Origin of the sequence: Microvirga flocculans ATCC BAA-817 (assembly GCF_000518665.1) — a bacterium.
Taxonomy (GTDB): Bacteria; Pseudomonadota; Alphaproteobacteria; order Rhizobiales; family Beijerinckiaceae; genus Microvirga; species Microvirga flocculans.
Genome location: NZ_JAEA01000007.1, coordinates 24,768 through 38,587, shown reverse-complemented (window position 1 = coordinate 38,587; position 13,820 = coordinate 24,768). Strand labels below are relative to the sequence as shown.

Annotated in this window: 15 protein-coding genes; 8 read left to right on the top strand and 7 right to left on the bottom strand. The window is 60.2% G+C overall.

Going from position 1 to position 13,820, the window contains the following annotated elements:
* Window positions 1-54: 54 nt before the first annotated feature.
* A complete protein-coding gene (locus L879_RS0108575) occupies window positions 55-690 on the bottom strand; it encodes a GntR family transcriptional regulator (RefSeq protein WP_161634648.1) in 636 nt (211 codons plus the stop codon).
* 461 nt (window positions 691-1,151) lie between these two features.
* Between L879_RS0108575 and L879_RS0108565 the strand changes: the two genes are divergently transcribed.
* A complete protein-coding gene (locus L879_RS0108565; protein ID WP_027315740.1) occupies window positions 1,152-2,669 on the top strand; it encodes a UxaA family hydrolase in 1,518 nt (505 codons plus the stop codon).
* A gap of 231 nt (window positions 2,670-2,900) precedes the next feature.
* Here the strand turns inward: L879_RS0108565 and L879_RS24235 are convergent, their stop codons facing one another.
* A complete protein-coding gene (locus L879_RS24235; protein WP_245265207.1) occupies window positions 2,901-3,710 on the bottom strand; it encodes a hypothetical protein in 810 nt (269 codons plus the stop codon).
* Between L879_RS24235 and L879_RS0108555 the strand changes: the two genes are divergently transcribed.
* The 5 genes from L879_RS0108555 to L879_RS0108535 all read left to right on the top strand — a co-directional run bounded on the left by L879_RS0108555 (window position 3,591) and on the right by L879_RS0108535 (window position 7,701).
* Window positions 3,591-4,223: a MotA/TolQ/ExbB proton channel family protein gene (locus L879_RS0108555; RefSeq protein WP_245265202.1), complete on the top strand. Its 633-nt coding sequence runs from the start codon at window positions 3,591-3,593 to the stop codon at window positions 4,221-4,223. The two genes, L879_RS24235 and L879_RS0108555, sit on opposite strands and share 120 nt — an antisense overlap.
* The gene (locus L879_RS0108550) at window positions 4,223-4,669 is read left to right on the top strand and encodes an ExbD/TolR family protein (RefSeq protein ID WP_027315737.1); all 447 of its coding nucleotides are present in this window, start codon (window positions 4,223-4,225) and stop codon (window positions 4,667-4,669) included. Before L879_RS0108555 ends, L879_RS0108550 begins: the two co-directional genes overlap by 1 nt.
* Before the next feature lie 15 nt (window positions 4,670-4,684).
* Complete coding sequence (locus L879_RS0108545) at window positions 4,685-5,542, top strand: energy transducer TonB (protein WP_084020837.1); 858 nt, start codon at window positions 4,685-4,687, stop codon at window positions 5,540-5,542.
* Window positions 5,543-5,863: 321 nt separating this feature from the next.
* Window positions 5,864-7,468: an FAD-dependent oxidoreductase gene (locus L879_RS0108540; protein ID WP_027315735.1), complete on the top strand. Its 1,605-nt coding sequence runs from the start codon at window positions 5,864-5,866 to the stop codon at window positions 7,466-7,468.
* Complete coding sequence (locus L879_RS0108535) at window positions 7,465-7,701, top strand: DUF2783 domain-containing protein (protein ID WP_027315734.1); 237 nt, start codon at window positions 7,465-7,467, stop codon at window positions 7,699-7,701. Before L879_RS0108540 ends, L879_RS0108535 begins: the two co-directional genes overlap by 4 nt.
* Here L879_RS0108535 and L879_RS0108530 read toward each other — a convergent pair.
* From L879_RS0108530 to L879_RS0108510, 5 genes are all read right to left on the bottom strand, one after another.
* Complete coding sequence (locus tag L879_RS0108530) at window positions 7,698-8,399, bottom strand: ABC transporter ATP-binding protein (RefSeq protein WP_027315733.1); 702 nt, start codon at window positions 8,397-8,399, stop codon at window positions 7,698-7,700. The two genes, L879_RS0108535 and L879_RS0108530, sit on opposite strands and share 4 nt — an antisense overlap.
* Window positions 8,392-9,174, bottom strand: a complete 783-nt coding sequence (locus L879_RS0108525; RefSeq protein WP_027315732.1) for an ABC transporter ATP-binding protein — start codon at window positions 9,172-9,174, stop codon at window positions 8,392-8,394. Before L879_RS0108525 ends, L879_RS0108530 begins: the two co-directional genes overlap by 8 nt.
* On the bottom strand, window positions 9,171-10,118 hold the full coding sequence (locus L879_RS0108520; RefSeq protein WP_027315731.1) for a branched-chain amino acid ABC transporter permease: 948 nt from the start codon (window positions 10,116-10,118) through the stop codon (window positions 9,171-9,173). Before L879_RS0108520 ends, L879_RS0108525 begins: the two co-directional genes overlap by 4 nt.
* A gap of 2 nt (window positions 10,119-10,120) precedes the next feature.
* On the bottom strand, window positions 10,121-10,993 hold the full coding sequence (locus L879_RS0108515; protein WP_027315730.1) for a branched-chain amino acid ABC transporter permease: 873 nt from the start codon (window positions 10,991-10,993) through the stop codon (window positions 10,121-10,123).
* Window positions 10,994-11,065: 72 nt separating this feature from the next.
* The gene (locus L879_RS0108510) at window positions 11,066-12,232 is read right to left on the bottom strand and encodes an ABC transporter substrate-binding protein (RefSeq protein WP_027315729.1); all 1,167 of its coding nucleotides are present in this window, start codon (window positions 12,230-12,232) and stop codon (window positions 11,066-11,068) included.
* A 315-nt stretch (window positions 12,233-12,547) separates the two neighbouring features.
* Between L879_RS0108510 and paaG the strand changes: the two genes are divergently transcribed.
* The gene (gene paaG, locus L879_RS0108505) at window positions 12,548-13,342 is read left to right on the top strand and encodes a 2-(1,2-epoxy-1,2-dihydrophenyl)acetyl-CoA isomerase PaaG (protein ID WP_027315728.1); all 795 of its coding nucleotides are present in this window, start codon (window positions 12,548-12,550) and stop codon (window positions 13,340-13,342) included.
* Window positions 13,342-13,815, top strand: coding sequence for a hydroxyphenylacetyl-CoA thioesterase PaaI (paaI, locus tag L879_RS0108500; RefSeq protein ID WP_027315727.1), 474 nt, complete (start codon window positions 13,342-13,344; stop codon window positions 13,813-13,815). The genes paaG and paaI overlap by 1 nt, the downstream gene beginning before the upstream one ends.
* Window positions 13,816-13,820: the final 5 nt, after the last annotated feature.

Here is a 13,820-nt window from a genome sequence, read left to right as displayed (position 1 = left end):
AGGTTTGTTTCGGCAAGCACCGGCGCCAGATCCGCTCTGCCTTTAGGCTCTCCGTCAGGTATCCACGAACACATCCGCGTGCTCGGTCGAAAACTGCTTCAGCTCGTCCATGACAGCATTGAGATGGGCCTCCATGGCCCTGCGGGCCGCATGAGCATCGCGGGCCTCGAGTGCGCGAAATACGTCCAGATGCTCGGAAAGCGTCACGGCATGGCGGCGGGGTGAGGACAACAATCTCCTGACCCGATCGATATTGGCGCGCGATGCATCGATCGCTGCAGCCACACGGGGCAGATTCAGCCCATCGACAAGGAGCGTATGGAACTCCAGATCCAAGATATAAAAGCCGGGCCGATCACCCCTTGCGACCGCTTCCTGTTGCGCTCCAAGGTTCCTGCGAAGCTCATCGATCCTCGAAGCAGAGAGGAATTCCGCAGCTTTCTCGGCGACCATGCCCTCCAAGGCCTGGCGGATCAGCATCGATTCCCGGATCTCCGACAGGCGTATCCGAGCGGCGCGGCTGCCGCGCTGCGGCAGGATCTCGACCAGCCCTTCCGCCGCTAGCTTGGCCAAAGCCTCGGAAACCGGAAAACGCGAAACCCCAAGGGCAGCGCAGACGGCCCCTTTGTCGATGAACGCCCCGGGCGCAAAGTCGAGGGCAACAATGGCGGCTCGGAGAGCCTGCTCCACCTGCCCCGTAGTCTGCCCCCGCGGCCCTCGCTCCAGAGGGGCGAGGAACTCGTATCTTTTTCTCTTGCCGAACGGTTCCATTGTACTAACATGTTAGATGAATCGATAGGCTTACGCCACCATTTTGTCGCTCTTCCGCCACGACCGACCGGACGCGGATCATCATATGCCGGCCGGAGAGCCGAACTTTCTGGGAGGAAGGCCTATGCCATCGTTAACCCGCCCAGCTTCTGGCCAGGGAAGAATTCGAGAAGCGGGCCGATGGCAAGCACGCTATTGAGGTCTTTCCGGTCTCCTCTCTCGACAAGGAGAGCAAAGTCAACGAGGACCTGCCGCTCGGGCGATGAGCCTATCGCCATCGGTGGCATGCCCTGTGTTCGGCGACTTCGCCCTTTGGAACGCGTTCCGGAAGTCCGATCTCCTTATGGAACTCGGCTAACTTTGACATTGAAAAGAAAACCATGAACTCGCCTCGCACCATCCGCCTCTCCTTCGACGACAATGTGGTCGTTGCAATCGATCCGGCCGATCGGGGGAGCAGCATTGCTGGGTTCACGGTTCGTGACCGGATTCCGCGCGGTCATAAGATGGCTATCGTACCCATCCGCGAAGGAGAACCGATACGAAAATTTGGCCAGATCATCGGCTTCGCAAAGACCTATATCGCACCTGGTGAGTGGGTGCATGAACATAATGTCGGCCTGCATGACTTCGAGCGCGACTATGCTTTCTGCGCCGATGCGAGAGACGACGATGTCCTGCCGCCGGAGATGCGCGCCACCTTTCAAGGGTACCGGCGCGCATCCGGCAAGACGGGGACGCGCAACTATATCGGCATTCTGACATCCGTGAACTGCTCGGCGTCGGTCGCCCGCTTCGCGGCGATGGAAGTAGAGCGCTCCGGTATCCTCAAGGACCATCCCGGCATCGATGGTATCGTCGCCATCGTGCACGGAACAGGCTGCGGCCATGCCGCCTATGGCGAAGGTTTCGACATCCTGAGACGCACCCAGTGGGGTTATGCCAGCCACCCCAACTTTGCCGGCGTGATCATGGTCGGCCTCGGCTGCGAGGTTTTTCAGATCGGCCGCATGAAGCAGGAATACGGCCTGACGGAAACTGAGACATTCCGCACCCTGACCATTCAGGAGACAGGCGGCACCCGCCGGACGGTACAGGCGATCGTCGAGGCGGTGAAGGACATGCTGACCGTCGCGACAAAGGCCAGGCGCGAAACGCGCCCTGCGTCGGAACTCGTTCTCGCCCTCCAATGCGGGGGGTCCGATGGCTATTCGGGCCTCACCGCGAACCCTGCCCTGGGCATGGCCTCTGATCTGCTCGTGCGCCATGGCGGAACGTCCATTCTCTCCGAGACACCTGAAATTTATGGCGCAGAGCACTTGCTGACCCGCCGCGCTGCAACCCGGGAGGTGGGCGAAAAGCTCGTCTCGCGAATCAGATGGTGGGAAGCCTATACGGCACGCAACGGCGGCGAAATGAACAACAACCCATCACCCGGCAACAAGGCCGGTGGGCTCACGACCATCCTCGAAAAGTCGCTTGGAGCTTCGGCCAAAGGAGGCCGCTCGACCCTGCGAGCCGTATATGAATATGCCGAGCGGATCACGGAACATGGCTTCGTTTACATGGATACCCCTGGATACGATCCCGTAGCCGCGACCGGCCAGGTTGCAGGAGGCGCAAACCTGATCGCTTTTACGACAGGGCGCGGATCGGCTTTCGGCTGCAAACCCGTTCCATCGCTCAAGCTTGCCACGAACTCCGATATCTATCGCCGCATGATCGACGACATGGACATCAATTGCGGCGATATCCTCGACAGTGTTTCTCTCGAGGATAAAGGGGTCGAGATTTTTCAGTCCCTGCTGCGTGTCGCATCAGGAGAACGCACCAAGTCCGAAGAACTTGGCTATGGCGATCTCGAATTCGTGCCATGGCAAGTTGGCGCGGTCATGTGAATGCGACCTGCTGGCCACGCGTCTCGACCGCTGAGGCACCGGTACGCCTCCCTCACGAGGCCATGTTTGCGAAAGCGGAGAATAACGTTTTCCGAGCCCCGGTTTGAGGAAAGCAGCAAGCATCGTGAGTGGTTATCGGCTCGAAAGCAAAAGCGGAAGCCAACAAAAGTTACTTTGAATAGTTTTTAAAGAGGCGAATTCCTTATCGTTCTCAAGATCATAAATAAACTTTTAGAACATATCTGATTTTTCAATAAGACATTGATTAATATGAACTCTTTCAGCTAATTCATTCGTGTTGCCCCAGGCTTTTCTCGCCCAAGGCCTTCTTCCAATCTGCAGGTTTTCGGCAACGGGTGTGCAATGGCTAGTCGCTACGAGGAGACGTTCATGAGGATGGCCACATGGAATGATCCTCTTGTCCCGGCCCATGTCGTGTGGGCATGCCTTAGCCTTCTCATCCCTTTCGGCGGAGCCGCTTTGGCCCAAGGCCTTACGCCTCCTGACGCTCCTCTTCGGATCGAGCTGAACAGGATCGAGGCTTCCGGAGAAAATTGCCGAACGTACTTTCTGATCGACAATCAGAAGGGACAAAGCTGGAGATCTATGAAGCTCGATCTCTTTGCTTTCGATAGCGACGGCATTGCCGCCAAGAGACTTGCCGTCGAGCTTGGCCCGGTACCCGGTCGCAAGACGCTTGTTAAACTCTTCGACTTTCCTGGCTTGACCTGCTCGCGCTTCGGGCGCGTCCTGCTCAATGACGTCCTTTCCTGCGAGGGAGCTGCGACGTCGCGGGAAGAGTGCCTCGATCGAATAGAGACATTCTCCAGGATCGATGCCGTTTCCTTCGTGAAATGAGATGCAATCATGAATAACGCCGTTAGTGCAACACCGCACGATCTGTCCTTTCTGAGCCTGTTCCTGCAGGCGGACCCCATTGTCAAAAGCGTCATGATCGTGCTTGCTCTGGCATCGCTCGCCTGCTGGACGATCATCATCGAAAAGCTTCTCCGCTTCCGGATGATCCGGCGTCAGACCCACGCCTTCGAGACCGCGGCGCGAAACGGCGAAAGGCTCACCGCAGAAGCTTCGAACCTTGCGGGAAGGATCGTTGCCGCCGGATACGGAGCGTGGCGTGACCAGGATCCGTCCGAGAGCCGTATGGAGAGGCGTGAGCGGATCGAGCGCGCCATGCGCTTAGCGCTTTCCTACGATATGCGTCATCTTCAAACGGGATTGCCGTTTCTGGCCACCGTCGGCTCGGCGGCGCCATTCATCGGTCTGCTCGGGACCGTATGGGGGATCATGAATTCGTTCTCCGCAATCGCGGCGAGCCAGGACACGAGTCTCTCAGTCGTCGCTCCCGGCATCGCCGAGGCGCTCTTCGCGACGGCCATCGGGCTTGTGGCCGCCATTCCCGCCGTGATCGCCTACAACAAGCTCACGACCGACTTAGGTCGCCTGCAGCAGTCTTTCATCGGTGGGATCATGATGCTTGGGGATCATTTGGCTCGTGATCGCAACCATTACCTTCGAGCCGAGGCTGCGGAATAATGGGAATGAATCCGCTCCAGTCGCCGGTTTCCGAAGACGAGCTCGGCGCCCCTCCGCTTTCTGAAATCAACATCACCCCCCTTGTCGACGTGATGCTGGTGCTGCTCATCATATTTATGGTGGCGGCGCCCCTCATGACCGTCGGCGTGCCCCTCCAGCTGCCAAAGACGGCGGCACCGAAAGTATCCCAACCAAAGAACCCGGTCGTGATCAGCATCGATGAAATGGGCCAACCATTTCTGGACAAGGAGCCTCTTCATCCGGACGCCCTGATGCCGCGCCTGCGACAGCTTGCAAGCGTCGACCCCAACCAGATCGTTCTGGTGAGAGGGGATAAGGCCGTGCCCTATGGGCGCATCGTGGAGATCATGGGGTTGATCAGCGCGGCTGGCTTTACAAAAGTGTCGTTGATTGCGCAGGCCCCGAGCGGGCCTTCTGCCCGATAGAATGCCTGTCAGGTCATGCCCGCTCAGAGCTTGCGATCAATACAGGAGCCAAACCGGCGAGCCACCGCCTTTCTGACAGCGCTCGTGATGCACAGTGCGGTTCTGGCTCTCCTGGTCGTCTGGCCCCCGCGCGACGCGGCACGCCCTCCCGGAGAGCAGGAGATCTCTGTCGATCTGGCTCCTGCCATCGAGGAAATCGCGTCCATTGCGCCGGCTTTTGTATCGGCGGCCATGTCCGAAGATGCGCCTCCGGAGGCGAAGACCATCGACGCGCAGGTTCCGGAAGAGGCTATGGAGGATCATCCGGATGAAGCGACCGCGTCTCCCGAACCTGTTGAAGCATCGGCACCGCTCGATCCGCAGGCTGCAAGCGCCATTCCGCCTCCCGAGGAGATCGCTGCCAGGCCTCCAGAAGAAAAGACGACGCGAAAGGCTGAAATGCATGCCCCCCTGAAAATCAGGGAGCGCAAGCCTCCTCCTCCCCAGGCCGTTGCAGAGCCAAGACCTGCCTCGAACCCGCGTCAGGGTCAGACATCATCCTCGCGGGAGAATACGGGAGGCGCAGCGGCCTCCGCGGATCCGACCGTGCTTAATCGTTATGTGGCAAGCCTTGCAGCTGCCCTGCGCAAACGCCTGCGTTATCCAGAGGTAGCCAAGAGCCGCAACATTGAAGGTATTGCAACCCTGCGGTTCGCGATGGATCGTTCGGGCCGGATCATCAGCGCATCGATCGTTCGCAGCGCAGGCCACCCCGCACTCGATGAGGCCGCCCTCGCGACAGCAAGCCCCGGCTCTCTCCTTCCTGCGGCGCCGGAGAGCTTGCCTCAGCAGCAATTTACCCTCACGGTCCCGCTGCGCTTCAATCTGCGTTAGGGTGATTTTTCTCGTTCACCGACTCCGGTCGTCATCCGAAAGGCCAACGCCACCTGGCTCTCGCAAATTTCATATGCACCTTTCGCACGATATCGGGATTATCCTCATTCCACCAGCTTGACGCTTATGGGATCGTGACTAACCTGTGCTCCAGAAGCGCGCTCGTTTCACGCTGACGCCTCTCGCCGCGAGGCTATAGATCCGTACGCAAGTATAAGGCAGCGGCTCTGCTGTGAGGATGAGCAGCGAATTTGCGCTCTATACTCGGAGGCTCGCCTCCCCTCCGCAAGAGCATTGGAGCGAGACGGGAAGAGATACGCCATGAACACTCGCAAGGTTCTTTACCAATTCGGCTATCGCCGAAGTCCCGATCAGGATTGCCCATCGCCGGTTCGGCACCCTGTCATTGTCGTCGGCGCGGGACCTATCGGCCTTTGCACAGCCATCGATCTCGCCCAGCGGGGCGTGCCTGTGGTACTGCTCGACGATGCGGATCGGATAGGAGAAGGATCTCGCGGCATCTGCTATTCCAAGAGAACTCTCGAGATTCTCGATCGACTCGGCGTTGCTGCGCCCTGCCTCCAGAAAGGCGTGACCTGGAAGATCGGCAAGGTTTTCCAGCGAAACGACCTGCTCTATGCCTTCGACCTTCTGCCCGAGGACGGGCACAAGATGCCCGCCTTCATCAACCTCCAGCAGTATTACCTCGAGCACGCGCTCGTGAAACGAGCCGCGGAACTGTCCAATCTCGACCTGCGCTGGCGCAATAAGGTGATCGGCCTGAGGCGTCGCAACGATGGCGTGACGCTCACGGTCGAAACGCCGGAGGGGGCTTACGATCTCGATGCCGACTGGGTCGTTGCCGCAGACGGCGCACGCTCCGCCATCCGCGACATGCTCGGCCTCGCATTCCGCGGGGAGGTCTTTGAAGACCGTTTCCTGATTGCAGATGTCAAAATGAAGGGCGCGTTTCCGCCCGAGCGCTGGTTCTGGTTCGATCCTCCATTCCATGAAGGCCATTCTGCTCTTCTGCACAAGCAGCCAGACGATGTCTGGCGGATCGATCTCCAGCTCGGCCCCGAAGCGGATGCAAAGGCCGAGCAGAGCCCTGAGCGGGTGATCCCGCGGCTACGGCAGATGCTGGGGCATGAGGACTTTTCGCTCGAATGGGTTTCCGTCTACACCTTCCAGTGCCGCCGCCTTGAGCGCTTCGTGCATGGCCGCGTCATCTTCGTCGGTGACGCCGCCCATCAGGTCTCGCCGTTCGGCGCTCGGGGCGCGAATTCCGGAATTCAGGATGCCGAGAACCTAGCTTGGAAGCTCGCCCTCGTGATGAAGGGCGATGCTCCTGGGAGCCTGATCGACACCTACGACCTCGAACGCTCGGCGGCAGCGGACGAGAATATCGGCCATTCGACCCGTTCGACCGACTTCATTGCGCCGCGCTCCGCGCAGGAATTGCGTTTCAGAGACTCCGTTCTTGCCCTCGCGCGCCATGCGCCTTTCGCCCAGCGCATGGTCAATTCGGGACGGCTGTCCACGCCGTCCACATATGAAACGCCTCTCTCGACCCCGGATCGCGACCAATGGTCAAGCGGGCTGCGTCCAGGCGCGCCGCTCCCAGACGCTCCCATGCTTCAACGCAATGGACAGCCGATCTGGCTTCTGGAAGCGTTGGGTGGAGAGGAAACCATCCTGCATGTGCAAAATGGCGGCACTGTCCCGCAAGGATCGCGTGTTCTTGTCATCGGCGAAGACCTTCGCGACGAGCATGGGTTCTTCATGCAGCGCTTCGATGCGAAACCTGGGAGCACCTACCTCGTGCGACCCGACCAGCATCTTGCCGCTCGCTGGCGCTCTGCCGATCCTGCAGCAATCGAGAAAGCTTCACGCCGCCTGAAGGGGTTCGACGGAGAACACGCATGACCGCATTGATCGTCGAGAACCGGTTTTCCGATCCGGATCGCGCCTATCGCGCGCTGATCGAGGCACATCGCGGATTATCGGACCAGAAAAGCGCTGCCCTTAACAGCCGCGTCGTACTGATCCTGGCCAACCATATCGGGGACCTCGCCGTATTGCAGGAAGCGCTCGGCTTGGGGAAGCAGAGCATGGAGCAGACGATCCCGGACCCCTCCCGATTGAAGAGTAACGATTAGATGCCGAGATAAGCGGCTTTTACCTGTGGGTCGGCGAGTAAGGCCTGACCCGTCCCGCTATGAGCGACCTTGCCGGTTTCAAGGACATAGCCGCGATCGGCAATCGCCAGCGCGGCACTGGCATTCTGCTCGACCAGAAGCACCGTCATGCTACCTTTCCTGAGCGACACGATCGCGTCCAGGATCTGATCGACGAGCAGCGGCGACAATCCTAGCGACGGCTCATCGAGAAGCAGGAGCTTGGGCCGTCCCATCAGCGCCCTTCCGATGGCCAGCATTTGCTGCTGCCCTCCCGACAAGCCGCCGGCAAGGAGATGTCGTTTCTCGGCCAGGATCGGGAACATCGCAAAGACGCGGTCGCGGTCATGGCTGATATCCTTGTCGCGTCGCCTGTAGGCGCCGAGGCGCAAATTATCCTCGACGGTCAGCGGCCCGAAGACCTGCCGGCCTTCTGGCGATTGCGTAATGCCAAGCTCCACTCTCTGATGCGGAGGAAGCCGGTCGATGCGCTGCCCTTTGAAACGTATCTCGCCGCCCGTGACCGGCTGGACACCTGAAAGGGCCCGCAGAAGCGTCGTCTTTCCTGCACCGTTCGATCCGACGAGCGCCACGACTTCGCCCGCGCTGACATCGAGGGTCACACCCTTGAGCACCTCGATGCGGCCATAGGCACTGCGCAGATCTCTCACCTCAAGCACGTGCGGCCTCCCTGGCGCCGTGCTGTCCCAAATAAGCCTCAAGGACTTTTGGATCATCGCGCACCTCTTGCGGCGTTCCCTCGGAAAGCGGCCTTCCTCGCTCGAGAACCAGGATCCTGTCCGAGATCCTCATGACAAGCTTCATGTCATGCTCGACCAGAACGACGGCGACGCCTCTGTCGGCAACCTGCCGGATCAAGTGATCGATTTCTTCTGTTTCGACCGGATTGCAGCCGGCCGCAGGCTCGTCCAGAAGAAGCACGCGCGGCTCGGCAGCCAGTGCGCGGGCAATCTCAAGACGTTTGCAGGCGCCGTAAGGCAGAGACCCGGCCGGCAGATCCGCGACATTCTTCAAGCCAACTTCGGCAAGAAGATCGAGAGCGGCGGCCCTCGTTTCCCGGTTCTGGCGAGTGACGGATGGCGTTCTGAACAAGGCAGGCACGAGGCTGCACTTCTCACGCAGGTGGCGCCCGACCATGACGTTCTCGCAGGCCGTCATGCGTTGAAAGATCTGCAGATTCTGGAAAGTCCGGGACAGTCCTCGTTCTGCAAGCTTGTGAGGAGCAAGTCCCGTCACGTTCTCTCCGGAAAGATGGATTGTGCCGCGGCTTGCCGTGTAGACGCCGGAGACAATGTTGAAAAGCGTGGTTTTACCGGCCCCGTTCGGACCGATGATCGACAGTATCTGACCGGGGCTCACTGAGAAGCTCACTCCATCGACCGCCTTCACGCCACCGAAGGAGATCCCGACATCCGTTGCCTTGAGGATGGTCATGAGCGCCCCCTCTGAGAAAGGAGAGCCGAAAGGCTCGGCACGATCCCGTTCCGCATGAAGATCATGGAGACGATGATAATGAGACCCAGAAGAAGGTGCTCATATTCATGAAAAACCGTCAGCGCCTGCGGCAGCGTCACCAGAACGGCGGCACCGACGATGCTGCCGACGACAGATCCCAGGCCGCCGAGAACCACGATGGTGACGAGTTCCACGGAGTGGATGAAACCGGCCTGATCCGGATTGATGAAGCCGTTCATGAAGGCCAGCGCCGAGCCCGCGAAAGAGGCATAGACAGCCGCAATCACGAAGGCCTGCAGCTTGAAGCGCGCGACATCGACGCCCACCACCTGCGCCGCCACCTCGCTGTCATGCAGAGCGCGGAAGGCCCGTCCCGTCGGCGTGTCGTCGAGGTTGAGCGCGATCCAGGTCCCGAGAAGAAGAAGCCCGCCTGTCACCCAATACCACGTATAGGACCCGCTCACACGCCAGCCGAACAGGGACAGCCTTTCGACAGGCATACCGTCCGGGCCGCCCGTCCAACCGCTTTCCGTCGTGATGACGAGTGCCATGAGAACTCCAAGACCTAGGGTCGCAATGGCGAGGTAATGTCCCTTCAGTCGCAGAATCGGTCGCCCGACGAGATAAGCCAGGACCGCCGAGAGCACGGCACCGAGGAGGAGCGCCGCCCAGGACGGGATGCCGAAATGCGCAGGCCCAATGGCGACGGCATATGCACCGATGCCGAAGAAGGCCGCATGACCGAGACTGACCTGTCCCGCCTGCCCCATCAGGATGTTGAGACCTATAGCGGCCAGAGCCGACACCCAGACCAGGGATGCCACGCGGAAATAATAGCTCGACGGGAACACGAACGGGAGAACGGCTATCACCAAGGCCAGAACGGCAAGGATGATGAGTCGTTGGCTGATGAGGGCTCGCATGATCACACCCTCTCCACAACGCGGCGTCCGAACAGCCCTTGAGGAGCGGCGAACAGGACAACGAGAATGACCAAAAAGGCAAAGGCATCCTTGTAGGTAGAACTCAGATAGCCTGCGCCAAAGGCCTCCAGCAGGCCCAGGAGGAGTCCGCCGACCACAGCGCCGATAGGGTTGCCCATGCCGCCCAGCATAGCAGCGGCAAAGCCCTTCAAGGCCAGCAGCGTTCCGGCGTCATAACTCGTGAGCGTGATCGGCGTCACGAGAATGCCGGCAATCGCGCCAATGGCGGCAGAACCGCCGAACGCGAGCGCCATGATGGTCGTGGTGTTGATGCCGACAAGACGGGCCGCCAAACGGTTCGCAGCTGTTGCCAAAACGGCTTTTCCAATGATGGTGTGCTCAAGAAAGACATAGAGCGCAAGGACGACGATTGCGGCGCCGCCGAGAACCCAGAAGCTTTGCGGCTGAACGGCAGCGCCCAGGATATCCACCGGCGCCTCGCCCGTGAAGGCCGGGAGCTTGTGGAATTGCTTGTCGAAAACGACGGCCGCGAGACCTCGAAGAAAAATCGACGCCCCGATCGTGATGATGATGAGCGTGACAGCCGATGCCCCTCGCGCCGGCTCGATGGCAAGACGGTGCAGAAGAAGCCCAATCACCACAGCGATGCCGATGGCAAGGAGTGCGGCCAGCGGAAGAGGCAAGCCGAGGGACACTGCGAATACCGTGACCATCCCCCCCAGCATGACGAACTCGCCCTGGGCGAAGTTCACCACACCGGATGCGTTGTAGATCAGGGTGAAGCCAAGGGCGACCAGCGCATAAACGGCCCCCACCGTCAAACCGGAGATGAGAAACTGGAGGAACTCGGCCATGATCCTGTCTCACGATTTTCAGAATGCCGGACGAAGACAGCGCGCCTCCGTCCGGCCGGTGACAAACGAGGATCAGCTGCCTGAGGCCACCAGATTCCAATCGCCTCCCTTGATTTCCAGCATGCGGAAGGCAGAGAGGTCGAGGCCGAGGTGATCGGTGGCGGACATGTTGACGATGCCGCCGGTACCGACGAAGCCTTTGGTCTTTTCGATCTCATCACGGATCTTCTGCGGGTCGGTGGAGTTTGCCCGCTTCATGGCCTCGACCAGAAGGAAGAGGCCGTCATAAGCGTGCCCTCCGAAGGTCGAGACAGGCTGCTTGGTAGCGCTCTCATAGGCCTGCTTGTAATCCGTGACCACCTTCTTCTGCGGATCGTTCTCCGGCAGCTTGTCCCCGACGAGGAGCGCCGCGGCGGGCAGCCTGACGCCTTCGGCGGCTGCACCGGCCAGATCGATGAAGCTCTTCGAGGCAACCCCGTGGCTCTGGTAGAATGGGATGTTGGTCATGCCGAGCTGCGCATAGTTACGCGTCACGATGGCTGGGCCTTGACCGAATCCCGGATTGACCACGGCCTGAACGCCGGCCGTGTTCTTGATCTTCGTGAGCTGAGCCGTCATGTCGCTATCGCGCGGGCCATAGCTCTCGTCGATGAGAATCTGCATTCCGTAGTTCGGCGCAACCTTGACGCATTGCGCCCGCATGGAAGCCCCGAAGCCATCCGTTCCAGAGATCATGCCGATCTTGGTGAGATTGCGCTTCTTGAGATCCTCGAAAATCTTTTCGCAGGCCATCTTGTCCGTATGCGGCGTCTTGAAGACGAACTTTCGCACGGGATCGATCACTTCGATGGCGCCCGCGAGGGAAATAAACGGAATCTTGGCATCCTCGAAAACGGGGATCATCGCCATGGTAGAACCGGTCGTCGTGCCGCCGACCATGGCAATCACTTCGTCATCCTCGATGAGGCGCGTTGCAAAGGTGCGCGCCTTGTTGGCATCGCCGCCATCGTCGTAAATCACAAGCTCGATCTTCTTGCCGCCAACACCGCCGGCAGCATTGATCTTGTCCACGTAGATCCGAAGCGTCTTGTCCTCGGGCTCCCCCAGGAACGATGACGGACCGGTGACCGAGAGGACCGAGCCGATCTTGATCGTATCCTGTGCAAGCGCGCCATGAGAGGCGCCGAGTCCCATGACACCGGCAGCCATCAGAACCTTGAGATTTACCTTCGATTTCATTTGTTTCCTCCTGGTTTGTTATCGATTGTTTTTATTGTTGTTGCGCAATCGGCCAGCGTCCCGGAACCTGCGGATCATTGCTGGATCCTCGCGGATGAACAGCCGGACGGCGGCCACCCGCCGACGGAGCCTGCGGGCCCGATCAAGCTGCTCCTTGGGCCGTCGTAGCATGCCATCCCGTGCTTCTCCCTGAAGGGCCGAGTGTTGGCTCATTGACGCTGTTTCTCTCATCAATATAATTGACCGGACGGTTGGTCAATACTAAACAAGACAGCAGCAATCCGCTTGCCATCAGCCAAATTCGGGAGGGCCATGGTGGAGAACGATCTTATCCTCACGGAGAGGCGGGAGGGATACCGCATCATCACCCTCAACCGGCCCGATCGCCTGAACTCCTTCAATGAGCCCATGCATAAAGCCCTCATGTCCGCCCTGATCGAGACGGAGGCCGACAGCGAGTGCCGGGCGCTCATCCTGACGGGAGCAGGACGGGGGTTCTGTGCCGGACAGGATCTGGCCGACAGGCTCACCAGTCCCGGCCAGCAGCCCCCGGATCTCGCTGCGACCATCGAACAATTCTACAATCCCCTCGTGCGCAAACTCAGAGGGCTGCGGATCCCCATTATCGCCGCGGTCAACGGCGTTGCGGCCGGTGCGGGCGCCAATATCGCGCTGGCCTGCGATATCGTCCTGGCGGGCCGCTCGGCGAAGTTCATCCAGGCCTTCGCGAAGCTGGGTCTCGTTCCCGATTCCGGAGGAACCTGGTTCCTGCCGCGCCTTGTCGGGCCTGCGCGCGCCCGTGCCCTTGCCCTCCTTGCAGAGCCGGTTTCCGCCGAACAGGCGGAGGCCTGGGGGATGATCTGGAAAACAACCGACGATGCCGGCCTGATGGACGAGGCCCACCGTCTCGCCTCCTATTTCGCGACCCAACCGACCATCGGGCTTGGCTTCATCAAGCAAGCGCTGGATGTATCCGAGACGAACGATCTCGACCGCCAACTCGAGCTGGAACGGGACCTGCAGGGCCGTGCGGGCCGAACGCCGGACTATCGGGAGGGAGTTGCTGCCTTCTTCGAAAAGCGGCAGCCGAAATTCACCGGGAGAGCCTGATGCACGCCCCGTCTGGCCGCCACGCGGCAAACCCGAACCAGATCGCAGAAGCCTGCGCCAAAGCCATGTGGGCCGACGATCGGGCAAGCCAGGGGCTCGGCATGGTGATCGAGCACGTCGCTCCAGGCGAAGCCGTCATATCCATGACGATCCGCCCCGAGATGACCAATGGACATGGGATCTGCCATGGCGGTTTCATCTTCACGCTGGCCGACTCGACCTTTGCCTTCGCCTGCAACACCTATAATCAGCGCACCGTCGCACAGCATTGCGCCGTGACGTTTCTGAAACCCGGTCGCCGGGGCGATACGCTCACGGCCCATGCCGTGGAGCGCAACCGGTCGGGACGCTCCGGCATCTACGACGTCACCGTTCGAGACAGCGAAGGCGATATCGTTGCAGAATTTCGCGGTCACTCGCGGACCATCGCCGGCACGCTGCTCGCCGCCGATGCCGATCGAAACAGCCAATAACAAAG